We start from the raw sequence: 26,685 nt of genomic DNA on the forward strand, positions 1-26,685 counted from the left end.
AGCTCAGTACGTGGCTGGATCAGCTCGGCCAGGGCTATGATGAATCCAACCGGACAGCTGTCCGCTACCAGGAACGTACCGGACAGCTGTCCGCTTAGCAAGGCCGGGCCCCTCCGCGAGCCCGCGAGGAGGGCACGAGTGCCGGAGAAGAAGGACGCACCGCTGCGCTCCGACGCGCAGCGCAACCGGGAACGCATCCTGGAAGTGGCACTGACCGAGCTGACCCGCTGCGCCGACGCCCCGCTGAGTGCGATCGCCAAGAAGGCGGGCGTGGGCCAGGGCACGTTCTACCGCAACTTCCCCAACCGCGAGGCGCTCGTCCTGGAGGTCTACCGCCACGAGATGCAGCAGGTCGCCGACTGCGCGACCCACCTGCTCGAGACCCGGGAACCCGACCGGGCGCTGCGCGAGTGGATGGACCGACTCGCCCGGTTCGCGATGGCCAAGGCCGGTCTGGCCGACGCGATCCGTCAGGTCACGGGCTCGGCGGCGAAGCCCGAGTACACCCCGGTGACCGCCGCGTCCGAACTGCTGCTCCGCGCCGCCGAGAAGGCCGGCACCATTCGCCCCGGCGTCACCGCGGACGACTTCTTCCTCGCCATCATCGGCCTGTTCACGATCGATCCGCAGGGCGACTGGGAAGCGCGAGCCGCCCGCCTCTTCGACCTGGTCATGGACGGACTGCGGGTGGGAGCGCCCGAAGCGAAGGCCGACTGAACAGGACGCGAGCACCTTCGGCCACCGCAATGTGCGCACGGGTGAGCAACAGGCCCAGGGTGGTGGCGAGTTCGTTGGTGTTCATGCGAGTCGCCAGGTCGCCGTCGGTGACCAGTCCTGAGATGCGGTCTCCCGCCCGGTCACGTCGAGACTCCCACTTGCGGAAGGTCCCGGACGCGAGGGGCGTGTCCGGGACCTTCCGCATACAGGATGGCGGCGACGGAGCTCAGTCGAGGTGCTCGCCCATCGCTTCGAACTGCCTCGCCATGGCCGACAGCGACCGACCGTCGAGATTTCCCATGACCCGCTTCCGGGCGCTCGCCAGGTGTACCGGATATGCCGCCCGAAGTCGCTTCAGCCCCTCCGGGGTGAGGGTCGCGACATTCCCCCGGGCGTCACCCTCGTAGCGCCGTTTGACGACCTGGCCGCGGCTCTGCAGCGCATCCACGACCCGGGTGATACGGCTCGCGGACAGCGCGGTCGCCGAGGCGAGATCCGTCATGCGGAGTTCCTGGTTCTCGGCCTCGGAGAGGTTCATGAGCACGAGGTACTCGGTGAGCGTCAGCCCCGTGGAGCGCAGTAGATCGTCGTCCAGCGAGCGCGGCAGCGCGACAATGACGCGCATCAGGGCGCGCCAGAACGGCTCTTCCTGAGCACCTAGGGGACCATCGACGGACATCCCTAAATATTAGCGTGCTCAAGCAAGGAATATCAACCTGTGCCACTTCTCCGCCTCCGAGGCCCGCTCGACGATCTCGGCGACGATGCCGAACGGACGGGACCGGGCGCACCGGCCCTGGATCTCGCGCGCACGCTTGCGATACCGCGGGTAGTCGAGCACCCCGGTGGGCGCCGGGTTGACAGCCCAGGCCCCATGACTGAAGGTTCATTCACCCGGTGCCGACGGGGGCTGGGCGATACATCCTCTTTGCTTCCGTGCGCGGTGGACGCCTCCGTGATCCCGGCGGTACCCACGCCCAACACCCAGGCCACCGTCCTCGCCGTCGCGGAAGGCGTGTCGGTACTTGTCCGGGAGCAGCGCGCCTGACGGTGCGACCGAGATCCGCTGCACCCACCGCTCCTCCAGGAAGAGATCCAACTCCCCATGTCACAACGTCTGCTGACGCACCTGCGCCATGTCGACCTCGCCGTACCCGACTTCGCCAAGCAACTCGACTTCTACGCCGGCGTGTGGGGGCTGACCGAGGTCGACAAGGACAACGGCGTCTCCTTCCTCGCCGCCGAGGGATCTCCCGAGCAGTACGTGGTCCGCCTGCGCAGGGCCGAGGAGAAGCGCCTCGACCTCATCTCCTACGGTGCGGCCACGCCCACCGACGTGGACACGCTGGCCGAGCGGCTCATCGTCGGCGGGGTCCAACTGGTCGGCGAGCCCGGCACGTTGCAGACGCCGGGCGGCGGTTACGGCTTCCGGTTCTTCGACGTCGACGGCCGCACCATCGAGGTGTCCGCCGACGTCGCGGTGCGCGTCCACCGGCGCATCGAGGAGAAGGAGTCCATCCCGGTCCGGCTCTCGCACGTCGTGGTCAACTCGCCCGATGTCGCCTCGACCCGCCAGTGGTACGAGCAGCACCTCGGCTTCGCGCTGTCGGATGCGATCGTCCACCCGCAGGCCGGGGACCTCCTCGACTTCATGCGGATCAGCCCGCAGCACCACAGCCTGGGCATCGCCGCCGGGCCGCACGCCTCGCTCCACCATGTCTCCTTCGAACTGCGCGGACTCGACGAGTTCATGCGCGGAACCGGACGGCTGCTCCGCTCCGGGACCCGTCTGGCGTGGGGCCCCGGTCGTCATCTGGCCGGAGACAACCCCTTCTCCTACTTCGTCGACCCGCACGGCAACACCGTCGAATACACAACGGAGATGGAGGAGTTGGACGAGGACGCCTGGCACCCGCACCACTACTCGGTCCAGGACGAGGAAGCGACCGACCAGTGGGGAACCGCCAATCCCCTGAGCGAACCGATCCTCAGGGAATTGCAGAACGACGTGGACCACGGTCTGTTCACAGCGCCACCTGTATGACCGCTCTGCGTTTACGGACCGGCCCCGGAGAACCCGAACTCCCGCTGAAGCAGGGGGCTTCACATCTGGCGGCGAACCTCGATGAGGAGCGCCTGCGCCGGGTTGAGGGTGGGCATCGGCAGACCGGCGGTGGTCAGGACGGCGCCGTGCAGGGTGAGCCAGTCGTCCAGGGCCGCTGTCAGCCACTGGGGTGGTGCCACCTGGTGGAACGAGGGCAGGCCGAGGTCGGCGCGTACGCGGAGTCGGTAGCGGGCGTCGGGGTCCAGGCCGGGCAAGGGAGTACGACCGGACTGGCCTTCGGGGGAAGTGGCCCCGCGCGCCCAGGAGTACAGCGCCCTCGATCCGTCCTGGGCCACCACTCCGTGCAGGACGCGGGAGTCGTCCTCCAGGTCGGCGCGGACCGTGCGACCGGTGTGGAGCAGGGGGCGCAGTTCGCGGTAGAGGGCGCTCCAGGCGGTCAGCCTGGTCAGCTCCTGCTCCGAGCACTCGGTCAGGTCCTGCTCGATGCCCGCGTGCCCGAACAACGCGGTGACCAGGCGGAACATGTCGGAAGTGACACGGTCCGTCGTGTGGCTGCGCGCGGCGCCCACGTGGGAGCCGACCAGTTCGGGCGGCAGGAGTTGGCCGGTCCAGTTCTGGATCGCCTGGCGTTCCACGGGGTCGTTGCAGTCCGAGGGCCACACCCGGTCGGTGCGGGCGAGTATGCCCAGGTCGACTCGGCCGCCGCCACTGGCGCAGCTCTCGATCTCCAGGGCCGGGTGTCGCTGCTTGACCGCGTCCAGCAGCCGGTACAGCGCCTCGACCTGGGCGTGGGCCGCGGGCCGGTCGCCGGGAGCGTGCACGGCTTCGTGGAGTTCCCGGTTGTGGTCCCACTTCAGGAAGGCGATGTCGTAGCTGCCGACGAGTGCGTCCAGTGACTTCAGGAGGTAGTCGAAGACCTCGGGGCGGGAGAGGTCCAGGACGTGCTGATGGCGTGCGGACGGGCCGAGGCCGGCGGCGGGACCCAGGATCCAGTCGGGGTGGGTGCGGGCCAGGTGGGAGTCGAGGTTCACCATCTCCGGCTCGACCCAGAGTCCGAAGTCCATGCCCAGCGCCCGGACATGGTCGGCGAGCGGGCTGAGTCCCTCGGGCCAGACGGTCGGGTCGGCGAGCCAGTCGCCGAGCCCCGCGGTGTCGGCGCGGCGGCCGCTGAACCAGCCGTCGTCGAGCACGAAGCGCTCGACCCCCACCGCGGCGGCACGCTCGGCCAGGGCCTTGAGCCGGCCGAGGTCGTGGTCGAAGTAGACCCCCTCCCAGCTGTTGAGGACGAGGGGCCGGGGGCCGCGCGGATGCTGGGGGCGTGCGCGCAGGTGACTGTGGAAGCGGTCCGCGACGCCGTCCAGGCCGTCCGCCGACCAGGCGAACTGGCAGGGCGGAGTGCGGTACGAGTCGCCGGGCGCCAGGCGGATCTCGCCCGCCCGCAGGAGTTCGCCACCGCCGAGCGCCGACGCGTGTACGCCTGCTCCCTCCGGCAGTTGCTCGACCAGGTAGCGCTGGTCGCCGCTCCAGGCCACGTGCACGGCCCACACTTCGCCGGTGCGGAATCCGAAGCCGGGTACTCCCACCGTCAGGAGATAGGGAGAGTCGACGCCGGGTTTGCCGCGTCGCACGTCACGGACATGGGACCCCTGGTGCAGCGGGCGCCGCTGGGGGGAGCGCTCCCGGCTCCACTTTCCGGTGAAGTCCAGGATCTCGGTGGCCCGGCGCGGCAGGGGCAGCAGGGTCAGCGCACCGGACAGGTCGTACGGCGCCGGGTCGGCGCCCTCGGCGCGGGAGAGGACGGCCTCGGCAGTGAGGATCCCGTGGGTGTCCAGGGTGTAGGTGAGCCTGATGTCCAGGCCGGACGCCGCCTCGCTCAGCCGCAGTTGGAGTTCGCCGCCGCCCTCGGGGTCCGCGCGGTGGGTGGCTCCGGCCAGGGTCGGACGGGGAGCTCCTGCGGTGCCGGACAGGTGGCCGTGGTGGGCCGGGGTGCCGGACCAGCCGTCCGCCTCGGTGGGCCAGACGGTGAAGCGGCGTGGGATGTCCAGGGCGTTGTTGAGGAGCGCGGGTTCGGCGGTCAGGCTCAGCGCCGTCAGGTCCTCGGTGGTCAGTTCGCCCAGGTCGGCTCCCCAATGCAGGACTCTGGGCACCGGTTCGGTCAGTTCCACGGCGAAGCAGGTGCCGGCCGCGCGCAGGCTGACGATTCGCGCGGGGGTGGTGGGCATACGGTCTCTTTTCGGGGAGGGCGGCAGGACGCGCCGTACGGGCCGCGTCCCGGTCGCGATGCGCCGGCGAGGCGGCGGTCACTTCTTGGTCAGGATGTCCTTCGTCTTGGCCTGCATGTCGGCGAAGACGCTGTCGTCCTTCTGCCCGCCGAAGTATGCCTCGATCAGCGGCTCGATCGCGTCCTGCAGTTCCGCGCCGTTGTTGAAGTCCGGAGAGGGGTAGAGCTCCTTGTTCTTGAGCATGTCGGTGAAGACCGAGAGGTCGACGCCCTGCGCCTTGAGCGCCTTGGCGGAGGCGTCCATCGAGGCGGGGATGGACGGGAAGAAGGTGCCGGTCGCCGACGCCTTCGTCTGGCAGGCCTCGGAGCCCATGTAGGAGACCCACTTCCAGGCCAGGTCCGGGTTCTTCGTGCCGGCCCAGATGGTGTTCCCGTTGGAGTTGCTGAAGACGGCACGGGTCTTGCCGTCGGGGCCGAGGACCGTGGGAGCGATGCCGACCTTGACGGTGGGGATCTTGGCGAAGGTGGACGCCGACCACGATCCGCCCGTCTCCATCGCGACCTTGCCCGAGGAGAGCAGGTCGACGTCGGAGACGGTGTTGGTGAACGTACCGATCTTGGGTGCGTACCCCTTCGCGACCAGGGTGCGGATCCAGTCCATGGTCTTCACCAGGCGCGGGTCGTTGTAGTTCAACTGGGTCGGCCAGTTGGCCTTGTTGCCGAGCCGCCAGCCCGTCGTGGAGACGAAGGAGCTCCAGGTGGACTGGCCCAGGAAGTCCTTGGCGGCCAGCTGGCCGAAGCCGTAGGTCTTGATGTGTGCCTTGTCGAAGCCCGGCTGGTCACCGCGCCGGCCCTTGGTGTCGAGGGTCAGATGGGCGATCATCTTGCCGATCGTGCCGCCGTTGTCGGGGTTCCAGTTCAGGTTCTGGACGTCCTTGGCGGTGTAGCCGGCCTTGGTGAGCATGTCGCTGTTGTAGTAGAGGCCGGTGGCCGCCCAGTCCAGGGGCAGGCCGTACTGCTTGCCGTCGGTGTACTTCCAGGAGTCGACGCCGACGGAGAAGCGCGACAGGTCGAAGCCGTCCTTCTTGATGTAGTCGTCGAGCGGGAGCAGTTGGTGCTGGTCGGCGTACTGCGGGAAGAACTGGACGCTGTTCTGGAACGCGTCGGGTGCCTTGTTGGCCACGAAGCCGGCGGTGAGCTTGGTGAAGTAGTCCACGACGTTGTACTGGGTGATCTTCACCGTGACGCCGGGGTTGGCCTTCTCGAAGTCCTTGGCACAGACCTTGTAGGCGGCCGCCTGCTTGTCGTCCCAGGTCCACCAGTTCAGGGTTCCGGAGCCGGAGCCGCCGGCGGAGTTGGAGGAGCAGGCGGAGAGGAGGGCCGCCAGGGTGAGCGAGGCTCCCAGGGCCACAGCCTTGCGAACTCTCATGGTTCCTTCTTTCACTGTCACTTGAGGCCGGAGAAGCCGATGGAGTTGACGATGCGTTTGCCGAAGGCGACAAAGAGCAGCAGCATCGGAAGCGCCGCGATGAGGGCGGCGGCCATCAGGCCCGCCCAGTCGGGGGCGGCTTGGGGCGAGGACTGCTTGAAGACGCCGAGGGCGAGGGTGAGGGGTTGGACGCTCTGGTCGTTGGCGATCAGCAGCGGCCAGAAGTAGTCGTTCCAGGCGTTGACGAACATCAGCAGCGACACGGTGGCGATGGGCGCGGTCGACATCGGCAGGATGATCCGGAAGAAGATCCGCAGCGGGCCGGCGCCGTCGATGATGGCGGCCTCCTCGACCTCGGTGCTCAGGCCGAGCATGAACTGCCGTAGGAAGAACAGGGTGAAGGCCTGGAAGAGGCCGCCGGGCAGGATGAGTCCGGCGAAGGTGTCGGTGAGCCCCAGGTCCTTCACCAGGACGAAGTTGGGCAGCAGCGTGAACACGGTGGGCACCATCAGGGCGCTGATCAGGATGTTGAACACCAGGTCGCGACCGCGCCAGTGCAGCCGGGAGAACGCGTAGGCGGCGGCCGCGGAGATCAGCACGATCAGCGCGGTCTGCACCGAGGCGTAGATCACCGAGTTGCGCAGATAGAGCGCGATGTCCAGGGTGGCGCCGGAGCCGCCCTGGGCCTGGGCCTCCGCGGTGGAGGCAAGGCCCAGGACCCGCTCGAAGGCACCCCAGGTGAAGCCCACCGGCAGCGGCGAGGACGGATTGGTCGCCAGCTTGTAGTTGTTCGACAGCGCGGTGCGCAGGATCCAGTAGAACGGGAAGAGCGTGACGAGGACGATGACGCCGAGGTAGGTCCAGGCCACGGCCCTGCCGGGTGAGAGCCTGCGGGAGTCCTTCCGGATCGGGCGGCGCGCGGTGGCCGCCGAGCCGGGTGCGATGGTGACAGCCATGGCGGTCTCCTTCAGTTCAGGTCGGATTCGTTGGCGCGGGCGAGCCGCAGCTGGGTGAAGGTGACCGCGATGAGCAGGGCGAACAGGGCCAGCGACATGGTGGCGGCGTAACCGAAGTCGAACTGCCGGAAGGCCTTGCGGTAGATGTACATCTGCAGCACGTTCGAGGCGTTGGCCGGGCCGCCCTCGGTGGTGACCTGCACGATGTCGAACACCTGGAAGGAGTTGATCACCGTCAGGACGACCACCATGACGAGGATCGGCCGCAGCAGAGGCACGGTCAGCCGGCGGAACATCTGCACTTCGCTCGCGCCGTCGACGCGGCCGGCCTCGTAGATGGTCGGCGGGATGGTCCCCAGGCCGGCGAAGATCAGCAGGGCGTAGTAGCCCATCCACTTCCACACGCTGATCGCGGCGAGCGAGGGGATCGCCCATCCCCCGCTGCCGAAGAACAGGATGGAGTGGCCGGTCACGTGCTTCAGCGCGATGTTGACGATGCCGAGGGTCGGATCGAGCATCCACTGCCACACCAGGGCGGCGATGACGTTGGAGATCAGGAACGGCAGCAGGATCACTCCGCGCAGGACCGACGACCGGGTCACCCGGTCCAGCACCACCGCCGTCACCAGGGAGATCAGGGTGCCGAAGACGACGGACAGCAGGACGAAGTAGGCGGTGACGAGCAGCGAGTGCCAGAAGACGTCGTCCCCGATCAGCTCCCGGAAGTTGGCCAGTCCCACCCACTGGGGTGGGCTCAGGACGTGGAAGTCGGTGAAGCTGAGGTAGATGCCGCGCAGGGTCGGATAGGCGTAGAAGGTCGCGAAGCCGATCACCGTGGGGAGGATGAGCAGCAGGGCGACCGGCAGGTCCCGGCGGCGTGCCGCCGCCGACCTGGTGGCGCTGGGCCGCCGCCCCTTCCTCGGGGTGGTCTTCTTCCTGACCGGCGAGGTGGCCGTGGTGGCCACCGCGCCCGGTTCACCGGACCGCGGTTTCACCGGCGTTGCGTGGTTGCCCTGTGATGTGACCACCACAGCACCCTCCTTCGTGCGATACGTGCGTGCGGTACGTGCGGTACGAGCGGTACGAGCTGGTGGACCGGTGGATCAGACGGTGATCTTGTCGATGTCGGGTGCGTAGTCGGTGGCGTTGCCGAAACTGAGCGTGTTGTCTCCGGCCTTCAGCGGTACGGGGACGGTGAGCGACTGCGGGGCACCCCAGCCGTCGTCGTTGGTGCCCGGCACCGGGACGTGGAGGGTGGTGCCGCCGACGGTGAGGTCGATGACGCGACTGGAGTCGGCGTCCACGTAGTCGAGCTTCAGCAGATAGGTGCCGTCCTTCGGGGCGCTGACGTGGGTGATGGCCACCTCGCCGCCGCCGAGGTTGCCGATCTTCTGCCCGCCGGAGCAGCCGTCGCAACCGGCGACGACGGCATTGCCGCTGAGGGGGTTGCCGGACGCCTCGGCCTCGTAGGCGGTGGGACCGGTGGACGCGGGCGTGGTGAGCGCGAGGGCCTTGCTCGGAGCCGACGTACGGCCCCTGGCGTCGCGGGCGACGACGGTGAAGGTGTGGGCGTCGGCGGCGCTCAAGCCGTTGACCGTGGCCGTGGTGCCGGTGGCGGTGGTCACCGGACGGCCGTCGGCGTAGACGGTGTACCGGGTGACGGGTGCGGTACCGGTGGTCACCTTGTCCCAGGCCAGCGAGACGCTCGTCGAGGTGGCGGCGGTGCCGTGCACGCCGAGCGGGGTGCCGGGCTCGTCGCCCTGCCGGGTCGGGGTGAAGGTGAAGAGCCGCGAACCGTGCGGGGGCAGGTTCTGCGTGAGGTGCCCGGAGACGCGGCCGAGGTTCTTGTGCTGCCACAGGTCGCGGACCGCGGCCGTGCCGTCGATGCCCAGATCGGCGAAGTCGGCGGTGACATCGGTGGCCGTGGAACCCAGGTTGAACAGCGCGACCGTGTAACTGCCGTCGGGATTGCGGGCGTACCAGGTCTGCTGGTCGGTGGTCTGGCTGACCGGCCGCGCCGGACGGCCGGCCTGGTCGACGGCGATCACCTCGTCGTTGGTGAGCAGCTTCAGCCCGTAGGAGTCGAGCTTGGTGAGGTCGTCGCCCGAGTACAGGGGCGCCGACTCGATCGCCCACAGGGTCGCGTAGCTCTGCCGTTCGGCCTCGGTGAGGCCGTCCATGGCGCCGACTCCGACGTTCAGCGAGTCGAGGTTGTTCCAGTGGCCGGGACCGGCGTCGTCGATCCACTGCACGACATCGTTCCAGCGTCCCTTCACGGAGTTGTTCCAGGTCACCAGCGTGCTGCAGTAGCACTCGACGTCCGTGTCGATCCGCCAGCCGTTGGAGTCGGCCTTCCAGGTCTCGGCCTTCGTGTGGCTGAGCGACCAGGACAGCGTCAACTGGATCGGACGGCCGGCCTGTTGGAGTGCGGTGTGCCAGGCCTGCACGTCCGGGGTGTTGTCGTGGTCCGCGTCGCCCTGCCAGGAGCCCGGGCCCACGCCGTCGACCTTGAGGAAGTCCACCCCGTAGCCCGCCAGTTGGTCGGCGAGGGAGTCGATGTACTTCTGCGCGCAGGGGTTGGCGAAGTCCATCTTGTAGGCGGAGTTCCACCCGTTGGTCTTGCGCAGGTCGGAGTAGACGATGTCCGAGGTGGTGCAGCCTGGTGCGCCGTGGATCGCGGTCGTCCCGTCGCCGTACGCGGCGGGGTCCAGGCCCACGGCCAGGTACAGCCCGTACTTGAGCCCCTTGCGGTGGAGGTAGTCGCCCAGGGACTTCATGCCGTGCGGGAACGTGGTGGGGTTCGCGGTCGGACGGGCGTACTGGTCGAAGCCGTTCGCCCAGCCGGCGTCGACGTTGATGTACTCGTAGCCGTGGGGCTTGAGCTTGGCGGCGACCACGTCGGCCTGCTGCTTGATGTGGGCCTCGGTGAGCCAGTTCACCCCGCCGTAGCCGGGATAGCTGGTGGCCTCCAGGCTCCAACTGCTCCAGCCCATGTACGGCTTGGCGGCCAGGAGTGCCTGTTGGCGGCCGGCACCCGACGGCGAGGCACCCGCCAGCGCGGCGCTCGACGCCGACGAGGTGGCGTCAGCCGTCGACGGGGAGGCGTCGGCCGCCGTCGCGGCGGTCGGTGCGGCGAGGGACACCACCAGGGCGGTGGCGGCCAGCACGGGCAGGCGACGCAGGCGCGCACCGCCCGTGCGGAGTCTGTGGCGTACGGATGCCGCAGGTCCTGCTGGACGAGCCATGTGAATACTCCATCTCGGCGCGAAAGGCACGGCGAGGCCTTCGGTAGGCCCGGAAGTGCCCCTGCACGGTCAGCCGCATGGGGAATTGGTCGAGTGGGCGTTCGGGCGCCCAAGTGGCCGTAAGGCGACGCCCGTTCGGGAGCGCAGCCCGCGATGACTTACGCGGCCGGTCGAGGAGGAAACCGGCCGCCACCTGCACCGGTGGACGTCCCATCCACCTGTCGCGAGGTGCCGCGAATGTAGCCACGCTTTTCTTCCAGCGTCAACATATTGCGCGGCCCGAATCATCGACATTCGCGGAAAGAATGGATCGGGATTCGGGCGAAGAGTGCGGAAGACGGGCACTGACCGGCGGCGAACTTCTTCTATCTTCTTTTCCAATGGAAATGTATGGTCGCCGCATGACGCTCGCCGATCAGCCACCCGCGGCCGCTCTGTTGTTCCAGACCCTGCTCGCGCACGGCCCGCTCACCCGCGCCGAGATCGGGCGCCGCACCGGTCTGTCACCCGGCGCGATCACCAAGGTCGCCACTCCCCTGCTGACCGACGGGTGGATCACCGAGATGGGCCGCTCGGCCGAGCGCACCGCCGGCCGGCCGGCCACGTTGATCGCGGTGCGGGCCGACCGCGCCCGGTTCGTGGGCGTGAAGGTGACAGGTGACGAACTCATCGGTGTGCTGGCCGACCTCACCGCACGGACCCTGGCCACCGCCCGCGCCACCCTCACCTCCCGTGACGTGGGTACCGTCGTGCTGGCCATCGCCCGGCTCGTCGACCGGCTGACCACGCAGGCACCGCCCCGTGCCGCCGGCGCCCTGCACGGCATCGGCGTCACGATCTCCGGGGACGTCGACGGCCACACCGGCACCGTCCAGTACTCCCCCTTCCTGAACTGGCGCCGCGTCCCCCTCGCCCAACTCGTCCAGCGGGCCACGGACATACCGACAGTGATCGAGAACGACGTACGCGCCCTGACCGTCGCCGAACAGTGGTTCGGCGTGGGGGTCGGGCTGTCGTCCTTCGCCCTGGTCACCGTCGGCGCGGGCATCGGCTGTGGCATCTCCCTCGGCGGCCGGGTCGTCTCCGGAGCCCACGGCGTCTCGGGGGAAGTGGGGCACCTTCCGGTGGGCGGGACCGACCGGGTGTGCACCTGCGGCAACACCGGCTGCGTGGAGGCCGTCGCCTCCACCCAGGCCATCACGGAGCAGGCCCGCCAGGCGACGGGCGATCCGGTACTGACGATGGACCAGGCGGTCCGCCTCGCCCATGCCGGCAACGCCGACGTCCGCGCCGTCTTCGCCCGGGCCGGCCATGCCCTGGGCCTGGCGCTGGCTTCCGTGGCCAACCTTATCGGGCCCGAACGCATCATCATCTCGGGCGAGGGCGTGGCCACCTACGACCTCTACGAGGAGCAGATCCGTGCCACCTTCGCGGCCCGTGCCTTCGGTGCCGCGGCCGACTGCGACCTCGTCGTCAGGCCGCTGCCGTTCGAGGAATGGGCCCGCGGGGGCGCCGCCGTCGCCGCGCAGCGCATCTTCGCCCCCGCCAGGTGACCCGCGAGCACCTCTCCTGTGCGGCCCGCGCCGCTCCCGCGTCCGCCCGACGTGAGCCGTCCTCCGTCACTCATCCCGTCTCGCAGTCACCCCGCCTCGCAGTCAACCCGTCTCGAAAGCGCACGCCATGCTGAAAGCTTTCTCCACCCAGGACTTCCGCGCTGTCCACCACCCGCCCGGAACGCTCTGGTACGACCGTCCCGCCACCCGCTGGCTCGAAGCGCTGCCCCTCGGCAACGGCCGTCTGGGCGGCATGGTCCACGGCGGCACCGACCGCGAGCGGATCCAGCTCTCCGAGTCCACCGCATGGTCGGGCGGCCCCTCCGCAACGGACCTGAGCCCGACCGCCCGGGCGCAGGTGCCGCGCATCCGCGAACTCCTCTTCGCCGGAGAACACGCCGAGGCGCAGCGGCTCGCGGCGGAGCATCTGCTGGGCAGTCCACGGTCGTTCGGGACCAACCTGCCCCTGCCCGAGGTCCAGGTCGCCTTCCCCGACGGCCCTGTGGCCCGGGACTACCGTCGGACCCTGGACCTGGACACGGGCCTCGCCTCGGTCACCTACGAGCAGGACGGCGTCCGCGTCACCCGCGAGGTGTTCGCCTCGAACCCGCACGGCCTGATCGCGATCCGCCTCACCACGGACCGCCCCGGATCGCTCGGCTTCACCCTGTCCATCCGGGACGGCCTGCTCCCCGGTGACACGACCACCACGGACTCCTCCGTCGTCTTCGGCGGCCACGCCTACGAGAGCCTGCACAGCGACGGGCATCAGGGCGTCGCCCTGGAGATCCACGCCCACCTCGAGACCGACGGCGGCACCGTGCACCGCGCAGGCGACGCCCTCCGCCTGGAAGGCGCCGACAGCGCGGTCGTCTACGTCGTCGTCGGCACCGACTGGGCGGGAGCGGACCCGCGTGCCCGGGCGGAATCTCTGCTGGCCGCCGGGCTGGAAGCCGGATACGAAGCCGTCCGGGCCGCCCACGTCGCGGACCACCAAGCGCTGATGCGGCGGGTCTCCCTGGATCTCGGATCGGCACCGCCCGACATCGCGGCCCAGCCCACCGGCACCCGCCGCGACCGGCTCGCCTCCGGGCAGGCCGACGACGCTCTCATAGCGCTGTACTTCCAGTACGGCCGCTACCTGACCGTGGCCGGCTCCCGCCGCGACTCCCCCCTGCCGCTGGCGTTGCAGGGGCTGTGGAACGACGGCCTGGCCAGCAGCGCGGCCTGGACGAACGACTTCCACCTGGACATGAACACCCAGCAGAACTACTGGGCCGCCGAACCCACCGACCTGGCCGAGTGCCAGGAACCGCTGTTCGGCTTCCTGGAGCGCCTGGCGGACCACGGCCGGGCCACCGCCGAGCAGATGTACGGTGCACCGGGCTGGGTCGCCCACACGGTGACCAACGCGTGGGGGTACACGGCACCCGGTTCCGGTATCGGCTGGGGCATGAACGTGACCGGCGGTGCCTGGCTCGCCCTGCAGTTGTGGGAGCACTTCGAGTACGGCCGCGACGAGACGTTCCTGCGGGAGCGCGCGTACCCGGTCCTGCGCGGGGCCGCCGAGTTCCTCCTGGCGTACGCGGTCGAGGAGCCGGAGCACGGGCTGCTCGTCACCGGGCCGTCGGAATCGCCGGAGAACTGGTATCTCGCTCCCGACGGCAGCCGGTGCTCCGTGTCCATGGGGGCCACTGCGGACCGGGTGTTCATGGAGGCTGTGCTGCGGATCTGCGCGGAGAGTGCGGAACTGCTTGGTGTCGACGCCGACTTGAGGTCCAGGATCGCCGCCGCGCGCCGTCGGCTGCCGCCGCTGCGGATCGGGCGCCACGGGCAGCTGCAGGAGTGGCTGCACGACTACGAGGAGGCCGAGCCGAGCCACCGGCACACGTCCCATCTCAGCGCCCTGTTCCCGGAGCGCCAGATCACCCCGCGCGACACACCGGAGCTCGCCCGCGCCGCCGAGGTCACCATCGAGCGCAGGCAGCAGGCCCCGGGCTGGGAGCAGACCGAGTGGGTCGAGGCCAACTTCACGGTCTACTTCGCCCGTCTCCTCGACGGCGACTCGGCCCTCGAGCACCTCACCAGCCTGATCGCGGACGCCAGCGAGGCGAACCTGATGACGTTCTCCGCCGGCGGGGTGGCGGGCGCGGCGCAGAACATCTACTCCTTCGACGGCAACGCCGGAGGCACGGCGGGAGTCGCCGAGATGCTCCTGCAGTCCGACGGCCGCGAGGTCGAGCTGCTGCCCGCGCTGCCGTCCGGCTGGCCCGAGGGGAGCGTGTGCGGACTGCGCGCCCGTGGCGGTCTCACCGTGGACATCCGGTGGCACGACGGACGGCTGGAAGCCGCACGGATCCGGGCGTCCCGGGCCACGGACGTCCGGGTACGGTATGGCGCCGACCTCCTCGACGTACGGCTCGCGGAGGGAGAGACGCTTGCCCTCGGCCTCGGCTGAGGGCAAGCGCCGGTGGCGTCGTCACTGGGCGATCTGGCCGCCGTCGACGAGCAGGGTCTGCCCGGTCATCGCGGTTGCGTCGAGCGCCACGAACGCCACGGCCGTCGCGATCTCCTCGGCCTCCAGCAGCCGGCCCATCGGGATCTGGTCGATCCACTGCGTCATCCGCCGCGGATCGTCCATCCCGACGGTGTCGAGGATGGGGGTGCGGGTCCGGCCCGGCGCGACGGCGTTGACCCGCACCCCGTACGGCGCCCACTCGACCCCGAGGGACCGCGCCAGCTGGGCCACGCCGGCCTTCGCCACGTCGTAGGCGACGTGGTACTCGGGATTGGAGCCGATGAAGGCGGCGATGGAGGAGATGTTCACGATCGATCCGGAGCGTCGGCTCACGAAGTGGCGGCCGAACTCGCGGCAGGCCACGAAGGTGCCGGTCAGGTCGACGCCGAGGATGCGGTTCCAGACGTCGTCCGAGACGTCGAGGGCCGCGTCCTCGTGGGCGATGCCGGCGTTGTTGACCAGGACGTCGACGCGGTCGAAGCGCCGTACGACCTCGTCGGCCGTCTCCGCGACGGCCCGGGGGTCGGAGACGTCCAGGGGCAGGAAGTCGCCGCCCACCTCCTTGGCCACGGCGGCGCCGGTTTCCGTGTTGCGGTCGGTGACGACCACCCGTACGCCACGGGCCGCGAGCGCCACGGCGATGGCGCGCCCGATTCCCTGGCCCGCGCCGGTCACGACGGCCACTCGCTCGTCGGTGTGCCTCAGGGGCGACTCGGACATCTGGTTCCTTCCGTCGGTGGATGCGTGGGGCGGCTTCACAGGGTCCTGGCCGACCCCACTTCGGGGATCTGCCAGCGGACGCGCGCGGCCGGATCGATCGCGGTCGAGGCGCCCGGGCCCTGCGGGCGCTCCATGAGCCCTTCGCGTACGACGCTGCGCTCGACGAAGGCCTCCTGGGTCCAGGGGATGAACTCCACCAGCGGCGGCACCTCGGACAGGACCGTCCCCACCAGGTGCTGGTGCACCTGCATCATGTCGCCGGCGTGCGGCGCGAACCGCAGTCCGCGAGCCGCCGCGTGCGAGGCGATCTGCAGGAACTCGGTCACCCCGCCGACCCGGGTGACGTCGGCCTGGACGACCCGGATGGCGTCGGCCGCCATGAAGGAGGCGAACTGGTGGTAGGAGTAGATGCTCTCCCCGGCCGCCACGTCCAGCCGCGTCGACGCCTGGAGGCGGGCGTGCGCCTGGAGGTCGTCGGCGTGGAAGGGTTCCTCGACCCAGTCCATCGCCGCCTCCTCCAGGACGGGCATGATCTGGTTCGCCGTCGACAGGTCCCAGCGCTGGTTGGCGTCGCACATCAGGGTCACGTCGTCGCCGAGCGCCCGGCGGACCGCGCGCACACGGCGGGCGTCCTCCCGCCAGTCGGACCGGCCCACCTTGATCTTCACCCGGGACCAGCCGTGGTCGACGAGCGCGGTGAGGTCCCGGACGAGTTCGCTGTCGGAGAGGTTGAGCCAGCCTCCGTCGGTGTTGTACGCCTCCACGCTCTCCTGCGTGCCGCCGAGGAGGCGCCACAGGGGCATGCCGGCCCGCTGCGCGGCGAGGTCCCACAGGGCGATGTCGACCATGGCCAGCGCCATGTGCACGACGCCCGCCCGGCCCATCCAGTGCGTGGGCAGCCAGTACAGACGCTTCCAGGTGCCCAGGATGTCCTCCGACGAGGTGTCCAGAAGGGCATCGGCATAGTAGGAAAGGATCACGTCGGAGAGGAGTTCGGGAGCGCAGTGCACGCCGGAGATACCCGTGCCGATACGGCCGTCGGCGGTGCGGATCTCGACCACGGGTACCGTCCAGTGCGCCATGGCGGCGGTGGAGTCGGCGATGGGCCGCTTCAGGGGCACGGCGAGGGCGTAGGTCTCCACGGAGGTGATCACCGCACCGTCGTCGCCGCGCAGGAGGTCCGCTCCGTGCGCGGACAACAGGCCGCGGGCGGTGCCGAAGGAAGTCTGATCGGTCATTGTTCCAGTCGGCCATGGCCGCCGGAACTCGTCAACGGCGAAATGCGAATACACATGATCTGCCGCGCAGATGCCCTGCCGCCGGAAGGAATTCCGTACCGGCGGCGGATGGCTGTGCGGCGAGGAGGTTCGGTCAATGACTCTCGAACTGGCCTGGTTGCGAACCTGGGTCGAGGTCGTGGATACCGGCGGCTTTACCAGAGCGGCCGAAAAGTTGCATTTGTCGCAACCACGCGTCTCGGCGCACATCGCGAATCTGGAACGCGAACTCGGCTGTCTGCTTATCGAGCGCCGTATCCGGCCGCTCACCCTCACCGACGACGGCCGCGCTCTGCTGGCCCGGGCGCGGGCGGTGCTCGCGGCGGCGGACGAACTGGTCACCGCCCGCCAGACCGACCGGGGCGACATCACGGGAACCGTCACCGTCGCGAGCTTCGCCAGCGGGAGTTCGGAGTTCCTCCCGGGGGTCATCACGGCGCTGCAGGAGAAGCACCCGGGGATCCGGGTGGCGGTCCTGGACGGTGACGTGGACTTCATCGAGGCGGCGCTGTCCGAGCGCCGGGTCTCGGTGGCCCTGCGCACGGTCCGGCCGGAGCCGCACGACCACGCCTTCACCATGCGTCCGTTGTGGCGGGAGCCCTTCGTCATGCTCGCCCCGACCGGCCATCCCCTGCTGGAGAAGAGCGAGGTCGATCTCGCGGACTTCACGGGCCAGCGCGTGATCACGATCGGCGATCCGCTCGCCAACACGGTGGTCGGTTACGAGGCCGAGGTCGAGTTGAGCATCAAGGACCTGGTCGCGCCGAGCGGAATCGTGTCCCATCAGCCGACCACGCTCGGCGCGATGGTGCGGGCCGGGCACGGAATCGGCATCATCAACTACCTGGGCGGGGTGATGGTCCTGCGCGAGGGAATGGAAATGCGTCCCATTCACCGTCTCAACCGGTATCGGGACGTGGGAATCTGGTGGCACTCGGAGCGACCGCTCGGCGCGGCCGCACAGGCTTTCATCCGAGCGGTGATAAAGGCTCCGCGGCCCGAGGGGACGACCGCCATTCCACCGCTTTGACGAGCCGGGGACGCATTCGCGGGGCGAATAACCCCCATCCGTGAATCGCCGTTGACGATCTCGGGGTGACCGGGGTGAGGTTGGTCGAAAGCCGCAAGGATCGGAGTCGCGATGGCCACTGTCCGTACGTACTCGAATCTCGATGTGGCGGTACGCAGCGACACGTCGGACGTGGGTGAGGGGCCGGTGTTCGACCCGCGTACCGGGCATCTCCTCTGGGTCGACATCTACGGCTGCAAGGTGTACGACGACGATCTGTCCACCGGGAGGCAGACCGTCACGGAGGTCGGCACGATGGTCGGCGCGGTCGCGCCCCGCGCCGCGCAGGAGGGCTTCGCCGCCGCGGTGGCGGACGGGTTCGGTTTCGTCACCGCCGACGGGCTGACGCTGGTCGACCCGGTGCTGCCGGAGCCGAACCTGCGCATGAACGACGGCAAGGTGGACTCCCACGGCCGGTTCTGGGCCGGCAGCAACGACATGGAGTTCGCGCCGGGCCAGGGCCGGCTGCACCGGTGGGACGGCGACGGACCGAGCGTCGTCGTCGCGGACGGTCTCGTCCTGCCGAACGGCCTCGGCTGGAACGCCGAGGACACCGTCCTGTACCTCGCCGACAGCTACGCCAACCTCCTCTACCGGGCCGACTTCCACGCCGAGCCGGGAGAGCTCGGCCGCCTGGAGGTGCTGGCCAAGACCGAGGGGGCCGGCGTTCCCGACGGCCTCGCCGTCGATGTGGAGGGGTGTTTCTGGGTGGCCATGCACGGGGGCCGCGAGGTGCGGCGGTACGACCCGACCGGGCGGGTCGTCGGGGTCGTTCCGGTGCCCGTCCTTCAGCCGACCAGTTGCGCGTTCGGTCCGGACGGCCGCCTGTACATCACCTCCGCCCGCAACGGCCTGTCCGCCGAGGAGCTGGAAAGGTCCCCGCTGTCCGGTTCCGTCTTCGTCATCGAGACCGGTACGCAGGGGGTCCCCGTCCAGCCGTTCCGGGCCTGACGGAACCGCCCACGGGGCACTGGGCATTCGCATTCCGGATGAATGACCATCGATAACCGTCTTTCCCTTGTGCGGTATTGGCGTCATACCGTCGATGGCATGGACACTGAAGGTCGTGACACGGAGGCAGCGGGCCCAGTGGCAGCCGTCAGGCCGCTGGTGCCCCGGCCCGGACTGGACGACATAGGACTGCTCCTCGGGGATGTGGCACGGGGGACGCCCGTCGAACTCGCCGACGGCACGGCACCGGCCGTCGAGGACATCGCCGCAGGGCACAAGGTCGCGTTGCGTGACATTCCGAAGGGCGCGCCGGTCCGCAAGTACGGCGAGGTGATCGGCGTGGCCCTGGCCGACATCCCGGCGGGCGGCCACGTGCATGTGCACAACCTGGGAATCGGCGGGTGGCAGGAGCCGGCGGCGCGTCCGTCGCCGGCCCGCTCGCGGCCCGCCTCCGCCGCCCTCACCCGCGACCACTTCCTCGGTTACCGCAGGGCGGACGGGCGGGCGGCCACCCGGAACCACATCGTCGTGGTGCCGACCGTGAACTGCTCCGCCACGGTCGCCCGGATGATCGCCCAGCGGGCCGACGAGCGGCACAAGGGGACGCCCGGCCTCGACGGCGTCATCGCGCTCCCGCACGACCTCGGCTGCGGAATGGCGGAGGGCACCCCGGGGGACGCCATCCTGCGCCGCACCCTGCGCGGCTACCTCGGCCACGCCAACGTGGCGGCGGCCCTCCTGATCAGCCTCGGCTGCGAGGTGAACCAGCCGGAGAACCTCCTCGGCGACGGCGTCGGACCCGAGACCCTCACCATCCAGGACCTCGGCGGCACCGCGGCGACGGTGAACGCGGCACTGGACCGCATCGCGCACCTGGTCGCCGGGATCACGACGTCGCGCCGCACACCGATCCCCCTCGCGGAGCTGACACTGGGCCTGCAGTGCGGCGGCAGCGACGCCTACTCCGGACTGACCGCCAACCCCACCCTCGGTGTCGCGGCCGACCTGCTCGTCGCGGCCGGCGGGAAGGTCGTCCTCGGCGAGACCCCCGAAATCTACGGCGCCCACCACCTGCTGCGCGACCGGGCGTCGAACCCCGAGGCCGCGGCCCGGATCGACGAACTCATCGCCTGGTGGCAGCAGTACACGGCCGCGGGCGGCGCGACACTCGACAACAATCCGTCGCGCGGAAACCGGGCCGGCGGGATCACCACCATCTGGGAGAAGTCCCTGGGCGCCGTACTCAAGTCCGGGACCAGCCCGCTGAACGACGTCGTCGGGTACGGCGAACCGGTCACCGCGCCGGGCCTCACCTTCATGGACACGCCCGGCTACGACCCCGTGTCGGCCACCGGCATGGTCGCCGGCGGCGCAAACCTGCTCGCCTTCACGACCGGACGCGGCTCGCTGTTCGGCTCCCGTCCGGTCCCCTGCCTGAAGATCAGCACCACCAGCGGGCTGTACGAGCGGATGCGCGGCGACATCGACTTCGACGCCGGCCCGGCCATGAGCCACGCCGACCAGGTCTCGTACGGCACCGCCTTGTTCGAGGCCCTTGTGGACATGGCGTCGGGCGTCGAGAGCAAGTCCGAGGCACTCGGCTTCGGGACGGAGGAGATCGTCCCCTGGCGCATGGGGGCCGTCCTCTGACACGAACAGGCCCTCTTCGACGTACGGCGCGTCGACGCGGGACGTCCGCACACTACGAAAGGTCGCGGCATGACACTTCAGCACAGGACCGCCCTCGTCACCGGAGCCGCCTCGGGAATCGGCCGGGCAACCGCCCTGCGGCTGGCCGGTGACGATTTCACGGTGGCCCTGCTGGACCTCGATCGGGCCGGCCTGTCCCGGACCCGGATCCTGATCGAGAAGCAGGGGGGCACCGCTCACGAGGTTCCCCTGGACCTGCGCCGGGCCGAGGAGGTCGCCGCGGCGGTGGACACCACCGTCAGCCTGCTGGGATCCCCGGACGTCCTGGTGAACGTGGCGGGAGTCGGGGTGGCGGCGAACGTGCTGGAGACCAGCGACAGTGACTGGGACCTGGTGCTGGGCGTGAATCTCACCGGGCCGTTCTTCATGACCCGGGCCGTCCTGCCCCACATGATCTCGGACGGTGCGGGTGTGATCGTGAACATCGCTTCCGTGGGCGGACAGGTGGGCCTCGCACGACGTGCCGCGTACTGCGCGTCGAAGGCGGGGCTGGTCGGGCTGACGCGTGCCGTCGCGGTGGATCACGCCAAGGAAGGCGTGCGCTGTGTGGCGATATGCCCGGGGACGGTCGAGACGGAGTGGATCGACAAGATCCTCTCCGACGCCCCCGATCCCGGCGCGGCCCGCGCGGCGATGGCGGCCCGGCAACTCGACGGCCGGCTCGGCACCCCCGAGGAGGTCGCCGCCCTCGTCGCCTTCGTGGCAGGAGACCAGGGCCGGTTCATCAACGGGGCCGCCCTGACGGTCGACGGCGGGATGACAGCGGCCTGACGGCTGTCGGCGCACACCCCTGAGGTGCGGGGCGTCAGTGCGCGCTCAGGATCAGCCGCCGAGGCCGGCCGGGCCGGCGCCCCCAGTACGGCGGCTCCCGGCAGCAGCCACGCCCCCTGGTCCCCGCTCCGACCGGGCAGGTCCTGCCGCCGGCTGGCGGCGGTCTGCCGCGGTGACCGCGAGGGCCTCCGGAGCGGGACGGCTCCGGGGGCCGGCCTGCGGAGAACCGCCCCGGGTGCGAGGCGCCTCGCAAACGCGTAGGCGAGATCCAGCCAGAAGTGCTCCCCTGGAATGCTTGAGCACGCAAGGAAGTTCGGGTGTGTGGGGCGCCGGCCGGAGCGCTCCGGGTTCCGCAACACCTTCCCGAGGAGTCGTACCGATGTTCCGTCGTCTTGTGTCACGTCACCGCCGAACCACGTTGCTGAGCGCCCTCGTCCTGGCCGGACTCGCCACCGCCCAGAGCACCGCGGCCCTCGCCGCGGAGCCGCCCGTGAGCGGGGCCCGCGTGCTCGCGCACTTCGACATCGCCGCACAGCAGCAGCCGGAGAACATCACCGCCGAGCCCGACGGCTCCGCGGACCTGACGTGGCTCGGCGCCCGGCAGGTCGTCCGGGTCACCCCGCAGGGCAGGGTCACCGTGCTGGCGACCCTGCCTGCCGTCGCCTCCGGCATCGCCTGGGCCGAGGGCATCGTCCGGGCACCCGACGGCACCCTGTACGTCAATTACAACGCGGGCCCCGCGTCCGGGATCTACCGGATCGGCCACCACGGCGGCACCCCCGTCAAGGTCGTGGACCTGCCCGGGGTCGCCTTCCCCAACGGCCTGGCGCTCGACCCGCACAGCGGCACCCTGTTCCTCACCGACTCCGCCACCGGCACGGTGTGGCGGGCCTGGCCGCGCACCGGCGAGGCGCGGCTGTGGGCGACCGACCCGCTGCTGCTGCCCGGCACCGGCCCCGACGCGCAGGGCTACGGCGCCAACGGCGTCAAGGTCCACAACGGGGCGGTCTGGATCGGCAACTCCGACCGGGGCACCCTGCTGCGCATCCCGGTGGGACCGCACGGCGAAGCGGGGAAGGTCACCGTGGCCGCGCAGGTCAAGAGCATCGACGACTTCGCGTTCACCGGCCACGGCGACAGCGTGCTGGCCGCGCAGAGCAACCTCGACCGCGTCGCCCTGGTCACCCCCGGCAAGACCGCCCAGACCGTACTCACCGCCGCGGACGGACTGTCCACCCCGACCTCGGTGACGGTCAGCGGTCGGCTGGTGTACGTGGCGAGCGCCGCATACAACAGTGGCGTCGACCCCAACGTGGTGCTCGGCCACCTGCGCCACTGAGCCCCCGGCCCGGCTGATCCCGGTGGCCCCGCCCCCCGGCCCCTGGTACGGCGCCGGCTGCCACGGCGGACGACAAGTCGGCCGGCGGCACACGCGGCGCCGGGGCGTCCGGGGGGCGGCCTGCAGCCCGGTCGGCCGGCACTTGGCGACGACGAAGACGACCCGCCCCTGCGTGGATCAACGGGATCGAACTCGAAGCGCACGACCCGTACTTGGCAGGCCCGCGACGGCGCGTCATGCCGTCGCCGGGCCGCCTGCCGGTCCGCGGGGTCTCCAACGGCACTGTCGACCGCCGTGCTGGTCCGGGTCGCGGAACAGGCGGTCCGCGACGGCCTCGGGTCACCGGGGGGCAGGCTCAGCACAGGCAGGCGGAGGATGAACCCGACGATCCCCGCTCACGCTCCCCGACCGGGCACCCCTCGTACGGCTTGCCGAAGTCCTCGGGCGGCGCTCCCACGGCCAAGTACCACGGGTGGGGAGATGTCGCCCTGTTCGCCGCCTGCACGGCAGCGCGCGCCAAGTCCCCCGACCGGCCCGCGGATCCGCGGCGAGTCCACCGGTCCGTGACATCCCCGAACGGTCCCCGGAAGTGACCAAGGGTGTGTGCCAGAATCCTCTGACACACACCCTGACCTGCGACTGTCTCCAGTCGGGACGACAGGATTTGAACCTGCGACCCCTTGACCCCCAGGCGTGAGCGTCAGAGGTGTTTTCCGCATATAGCAGACTTAATCAGGACGCAGGATGTGCGCAGAGGGCTCCCTCGTGCACTATCGCGCACACCGCGTGGTCCCCAACTGGTACCCGCTGGCGGCCATAGCTCTGCCGCCAGACGCTCCGTGAGACGTGCCGACACCTATGACCAGGATCCACCGGCTGGACAGCCGCGGACACTGCCGCACAGGTACCGTCGCCCCCGAGGGCGACATCTTCGCTCTGGGGCACACTCGTCGGCTACGACTCCGCAAGCGGCCTGCCCTTCGGGACGGGAACGCCCCACCTGGTCGCCCACCGCGTCATGTCAGAAATGCCCGCCCTGGACAGCCTCCCCGGCAAGCTGCGCAAGCTTTTGGCGAAGGCCCTCTATGTCCGGTTGACGGTGCGGTGGGGCGGGGCGGGGCAGGGCGAGTTCGCCGCCGGGTGGTCGATTGAGAGCAAGGATCCGCCGCCCGCCCCGGCGCCGTACGGAAACCCGGCAGCCGGGGCGAAGGGCCCGCGATCAGGCGGCGCGTGCGGCGCGGCCGGCCACCCACGTGGCGGCGGCATCCGCGACGCGACGCCCCAGCGCCTCGGCGGTGGCGATGTCGCTGGCCGTCACCCCCTCGGTCCCCTGATCCGCGTTGGACTGAGCGGCGGCACCCAGGAAGAAGCCCAGCCTGTTGAGATCGTTCTCGCTCCCCTTGGACGAGTTCCAGCCCCCCGGCAGGCCGAGCGCGATCCAGTGCATACCGTGCTGCGACGCCAGCGTCGCGAAGTACTGGAGGGTCGACTGTTTGTCGCCCGCCTTGGAAGCCGAGTTGGTGAATCCGGCCGCCAGCTTGTCCTTCCAGGCCTGTCCGAACCAACGCTCGGAGCTGGCCTCCGCGAAGCCGTGGAAAGCGGTGGCAGCGGTTCCCATGTAGGTGGGGGAACCGAAGATGATCGCATCCGAGGCGTCCAGCTGCCTCCACTGAGCGTCGGTGATCTCACCGATGGCGATCAGGTTCACGACGGCGCCGGCCTCCTTGGCGCCACGCTGGACAGCCTCGGCGATGACGGCGGTGTGGCCGTAGCCGGAGTGATAGGCGATGGACACGATGGGCGAAGTCACAAGTACCTCCTACGCTTGAAAACGAAAGCTTCGAGATTCAACTTATTGGCGCCCTCGCAGGTGAACCGGGTAGGAGGCTGACAGATCATGGTTAAAATCCGACACTTGGGTGTGACGGCTACTCCGGTTACGCTGACATCGGCCAGGTTCCCTGCGTGATGGTGGCTACTGGTGACGGTGAGAAAACGACAGGGCACGTCGCGCGAGATCGCGGACATCGGCTTCGCTCCCGCCGTCGGCACCCCTGCCGGCATCGAAATCATTTCTCTGGCCGACCTGCGGGAGCGGGCCGCCGTCCACATGGGCGAAGGACGGCTGCAGGCACCGCAGCGACCCACGTTCCACCACTTGATCACCCTCTCCAGCGGCTCGCTGTGGCACACGGTGGACTTCACCGGTTACGCCCTTGAGCCGGGCTCTTGGCTCTGGACCCGACCTGGTCAGGTGCAGCAGTGGGGTGATCTGGGCGACGCCGAGGGCACCCTGGTCCTCTTCGAGGGCGACTTCCTGGATCCGGCCACCGTGGCTGCAGCGCGGATGGATGATCCGTACGCCCCCGCGCTCCAGGTTCCCGGTCCCGAGGACCGTCACGCGCTGGAGATGGCCGGGGACCATCTGGCGCTGGAGTTCCAGGCGTTGCGTGGCATCTCCCTGGAGGCGCACGTGGCGGTGTTGCGCCACCTGCTGGCAGTCCTCGTGCTGCGCCTTTCGCAGCGCACCGCGCCCGTCGGCAGCCCGGCACCGGACCCAGGGGAGGCATTCCTCCACTTCCGTGACGCGGTCGAAAGCGACTTCACCCGCACCCGCCGTCTGGAGGACTACGCCCGGGCCCTGGGCTACTCACCGCGCACCCTCTCCAGGGCCGCGCTGACCGGAGCCGGGGTGGGGGCGAAGGAGTTCATCGACCGGCGGGTCGTCCTGGAAGCCAAGCGCCTTCTGGCGCACGGCAATCAATCAGCCGCCCGTGTCGCGGCGCAACTGGGCTTCACCAGTGCCACCAACTTCAGCAAGTTCTTCCACCAGCGCACCGGCCAGTCTCCGATCGCCTTCCGCGCGACCGTCCGCGGCCGCTCCTCGGAGGATGGCGGGAGCGAAGCGCCCGACGCCAGGCGGCCTGGGCGGTGAGCATCGCTCCCGGGAGCGGGACCAAGAGACAAAGACCCACAGAGCCCGCCCATCGCCAGTCCGGTGCACATGGGCAGCAGGGTGACGTCGAGGACCGCCGCTGAGGACACGGCCTCGGCGATGAACAGCGCGCCGTCCGGCCGGGCAGGGACGGAGTCAACCGCGGCGCAGGCGATCCGCCACCGGTCCCCGCCCGAGGCGGCCCAGCCGGCCATCAGAGGACACCGTAGGTCAGGACGTCCGCGGCGGTCGCGCGCCGGGGGGTGGTCGCGATGGCCCACCACCCGGCGCGCGGGCGCGTCGTGAGTACGGGTCAGCCCCAGTTCATCTCGCCGGTGGCGACCTTGGTGCCCAGGTCCAGAGCCACCGCCAGGCCCAGGTCTGGGTAACGCTGGAGCATCGCGGACTTCAGAGCCTCGGAGTCGTTGCCGTGCTTGGCCAGCTCCTCCTCGAACTCGGCGAGGTAGGTGCGAGTGGATCCGATCACCGAAGCATCGGTGGCGGAGTCGGCGGACCTGTGGCCGGCGACCACGAACCGCGGGGCGAGCCGCTCCATCTCGGCGAGCGTCTCGGCCCAGGCGTGCCGCTCACGCGGCGTAGGGGTGTCGGCGGTCCACGCATGCAGACCGGCGAAGAGCAGGACCCCGCCCACCACCGCGCGGTCCTCGGGCTGCCACAGGTACTCGGTGCGCCAGACCAGGTCGGGGTGGCCGCCGCGCAGCTCGAAGTCGTGGCCCTCGATGGTGACGTGGTCTCCTTTCAGCGCCTCCGGGACGATCACCTCGGTGGGCAGGTTCCTGCCCAGGTGTGCCCAGGTCTTGAGCTTGCCCTGCCAACTGCTCTTGATCCGCTCCACGGTGGTGGCGGTGGCGACGATCCGCACCTCCGGGAACGCCCGGCGGATCACCTCCAGGCCGAAGTAGTAGTCAGGGTCGGCGGTGGTGACCACGACGGTGGTCAGCTCCTTGCCGCTGTCGAGGACGTCCGCCAGGACCCGGTGCTGCTCGGCGAGCGTGAACTGGCCGTCGACCAGGAGTGCTTCGCGCTCGCCCGTGACCAGGACGGACGACTTGCTCAGGCCGGTGTCACCGGCCGTGTGAACGGAATACGTCAGGCTGGACATGGGTGCACTGTCCTTGGAGGGGTTGCGTGACGGTGGCTTCAGGCGGCCGTGGTGGCGGCCACGTGCTGGTCCAGGGCATGGGTGAG

The 26,685-nt window shown here is 70.0% G+C and carries 20 protein-coding genes; 10 read left to right on the forward strand and 10 right to left on the reverse strand.

The genetic code is table 11. The features are described 5' to 3' along the window. The first annotated feature begins 138 nt into the window (after positions 1–138). Positions 139–717: a TetR/AcrR family transcriptional regulator gene (locus AB0D59_RS04010; protein WP_362560466.1), complete on the forward strand. Its 579-nt coding sequence runs from the start codon at positions 139–141 to the stop codon at positions 715–717. A 226-nt stretch (positions 718–943) separates the two neighbouring features. Here the strand turns inward: AB0D59_RS04010 and AB0D59_RS04015 are convergent, their stop codons facing one another. Continuing rightward, entirely contained in the window at positions 944–1,396 is a 453-nt protein-coding gene (locus tag AB0D59_RS04015; protein WP_362560468.1) for a MarR family transcriptional regulator, read from the reverse strand. Positions 1,397–1,822: 426 nt separating this feature from the next. On the opposite strand from AB0D59_RS04015, the gene AB0D59_RS04020 reads away from it, so the two are divergent. Continuing rightward, positions 1,823–2,761, forward strand: coding sequence for a VOC family protein (locus tag AB0D59_RS04020; RefSeq protein WP_362560471.1), 939 nt, complete (start codon positions 1,823–1,825; stop codon positions 2,759–2,761). Between the two features lie 59 nt (positions 2,762–2,820). Here the strand turns inward: AB0D59_RS04020 and AB0D59_RS04025 are convergent, their stop codons facing one another. From AB0D59_RS04025 to AB0D59_RS04045, 5 genes are all read right to left on the reverse strand, one after another. Continuing rightward, complete coding sequence (locus AB0D59_RS04025; RefSeq protein ID WP_362560474.1) at positions 2,821–5,004, reverse strand: alpha-galactosidase; 2,184 nt, start codon at positions 5,002–5,004, stop codon at positions 2,821–2,823. 78 nt (positions 5,005–5,082) lie between these two features. Then, on the reverse strand, positions 5,083–6,432 hold the full coding sequence (locus AB0D59_RS04030; RefSeq protein WP_362560477.1) for a sugar ABC transporter substrate-binding protein: 1,350 nt from the start codon (positions 6,430–6,432) through the stop codon (positions 5,083–5,085). Positions 6,433–6,449: 17 nt separating this feature from the next. Beyond that, positions 6,450–7,388, reverse strand: a complete 939-nt coding sequence (locus tag AB0D59_RS04035) for a carbohydrate ABC transporter permease (protein WP_362560480.1) — start codon at positions 7,386–7,388, stop codon at positions 6,450–6,452. A gap of 11 nt (positions 7,389–7,399) precedes the next feature. Continuing rightward, entirely contained in the window at positions 7,400–8,419 is a 1,020-nt protein-coding gene (locus AB0D59_RS04040; protein WP_362560482.1) for a sugar ABC transporter permease, read from the reverse strand. Positions 8,420–8,491: 72 nt separating this feature from the next. Next, positions 8,492–10,633, reverse strand: a complete 2,142-nt coding sequence (locus AB0D59_RS04045) for a hypothetical protein (RefSeq protein WP_362560484.1) — start codon at positions 10,631–10,633, stop codon at positions 8,492–8,494. A gap of 401 nt (positions 10,634–11,034) precedes the next feature. Here AB0D59_RS04045 and AB0D59_RS04050 point away from each other — a divergent pair, with 401 nt between their 5' ends. Together AB0D59_RS04050 and AB0D59_RS04055 are read left to right on the forward strand one after the other, a co-directional pair. Next, a complete protein-coding gene (locus AB0D59_RS04050; RefSeq protein ID WP_362560487.1) occupies positions 11,035–12,186 on the forward strand; it encodes an ROK family transcriptional regulator in 1,152 nt (383 codons plus the stop codon). A 127-nt stretch (positions 12,187–12,313) separates the two neighbouring features. Continuing rightward, a complete protein-coding gene (locus AB0D59_RS04055; RefSeq protein WP_362560490.1) occupies positions 12,314–14,644 on the forward strand; it encodes a glycoside hydrolase family 95 protein in 2,331 nt (776 codons plus the stop codon). Between the two features lie 21 nt (positions 14,645–14,665). Here the strand turns inward: AB0D59_RS04055 and AB0D59_RS04060 are convergent, their stop codons facing one another. Next, positions 14,666–15,424 (reverse strand): SDR family oxidoreductase, encoded by a 759-nt coding sequence (locus AB0D59_RS04060; RefSeq protein ID WP_362560492.1) that lies wholly within the window; start codon positions 15,422–15,424, stop codon positions 14,666–14,668. Positions 15,425–15,459: 35 nt separating this feature from the next. After that, the gene (locus AB0D59_RS04065; RefSeq protein WP_362560494.1) at positions 15,460–16,662 is read right to left on the reverse strand and encodes a mandelate racemase/muconate lactonizing enzyme family protein; all 1,203 of its coding nucleotides are present in this window, start codon (positions 16,660–16,662) and stop codon (positions 15,460–15,462) included. Positions 16,663–16,798: 136 nt separating this feature from the next. Between AB0D59_RS04065 and AB0D59_RS04070 the strand changes: the two genes are divergently transcribed. From AB0D59_RS04070 to AB0D59_RS04090, 5 genes are all read left to right on the forward strand, one after another. After that, a complete protein-coding gene (locus AB0D59_RS04070) occupies positions 16,799–17,731 on the forward strand; it encodes a LysR family transcriptional regulator (RefSeq protein WP_362560496.1) in 933 nt (310 codons plus the stop codon). Positions 17,732–17,842: 111 nt separating this feature from the next. Continuing rightward, positions 17,843–18,721 carry an SMP-30/gluconolactonase/LRE family protein gene (locus tag AB0D59_RS04075; protein ID WP_362560498.1) on the forward strand — a complete coding sequence of 293 codons (879 nt, stop codon included), beginning with the start codon at positions 17,843–17,845 and terminating at the stop codon, positions 18,719–18,721. A gap of 99 nt (positions 18,722–18,820) precedes the next feature. Next, positions 18,821–20,371 carry an altronate dehydratase family protein gene (locus AB0D59_RS04080; RefSeq protein ID WP_362560500.1) on the forward strand — a complete coding sequence of 517 codons (1,551 nt, stop codon included), beginning with the start codon at positions 18,821–18,823 and terminating at the stop codon, positions 20,369–20,371. Positions 20,372–20,440: 69 nt separating this feature from the next. After that, a complete protein-coding gene (locus AB0D59_RS04085) occupies positions 20,441–21,202 on the forward strand; it encodes an SDR family oxidoreductase (protein WP_362560502.1) in 762 nt (253 codons plus the stop codon). 379 nt (positions 21,203–21,581) lie between these two features. Continuing rightward, the gene (locus AB0D59_RS04090; protein WP_362560505.1) at positions 21,582–22,541 is read left to right on the forward strand and encodes a hypothetical protein; all 960 of its coding nucleotides are present in this window, start codon (positions 21,582–21,584) and stop codon (positions 22,539–22,541) included. A 1,219-nt stretch (positions 22,542–23,760) separates the two neighbouring features. Here AB0D59_RS04090 and AB0D59_RS04095 read toward each other — a convergent pair. Continuing rightward, complete coding sequence (locus AB0D59_RS04095; RefSeq protein WP_362560508.1) at positions 23,761–24,351, reverse strand: flavodoxin family protein; 591 nt, start codon at positions 24,349–24,351, stop codon at positions 23,761–23,763. A 171-nt stretch (positions 24,352–24,522) separates the two neighbouring features. On the opposite strand from AB0D59_RS04095, the gene AB0D59_RS04100 reads away from it, so the two are divergent. Further along, positions 24,523–25,476, forward strand: coding sequence for an AraC family transcriptional regulator (locus AB0D59_RS04100; RefSeq protein ID WP_362560510.1), 954 nt, complete (start codon positions 24,523–24,525; stop codon positions 25,474–25,476). Between the two features lie 313 nt (positions 25,477–25,789). Here the strand turns inward: AB0D59_RS04100 and AB0D59_RS04105 are convergent, their stop codons facing one another. Next, the gene (locus AB0D59_RS04105) at positions 25,790–26,599 is read right to left on the reverse strand and encodes an MBL fold metallo-hydrolase (protein ID WP_362560512.1); all 810 of its coding nucleotides are present in this window, start codon (positions 26,597–26,599) and stop codon (positions 25,790–25,792) included. Between the last annotated feature and the right edge of the window lie 86 nt (positions 26,600–26,685).

Source organism: Streptomyces sp. NPDC048417, assembly GCF_040651615.1.
GTDB lineage: Bacteria > Actinomycetota > Actinomycetes > Streptomycetales > Streptomycetaceae > Streptomyces.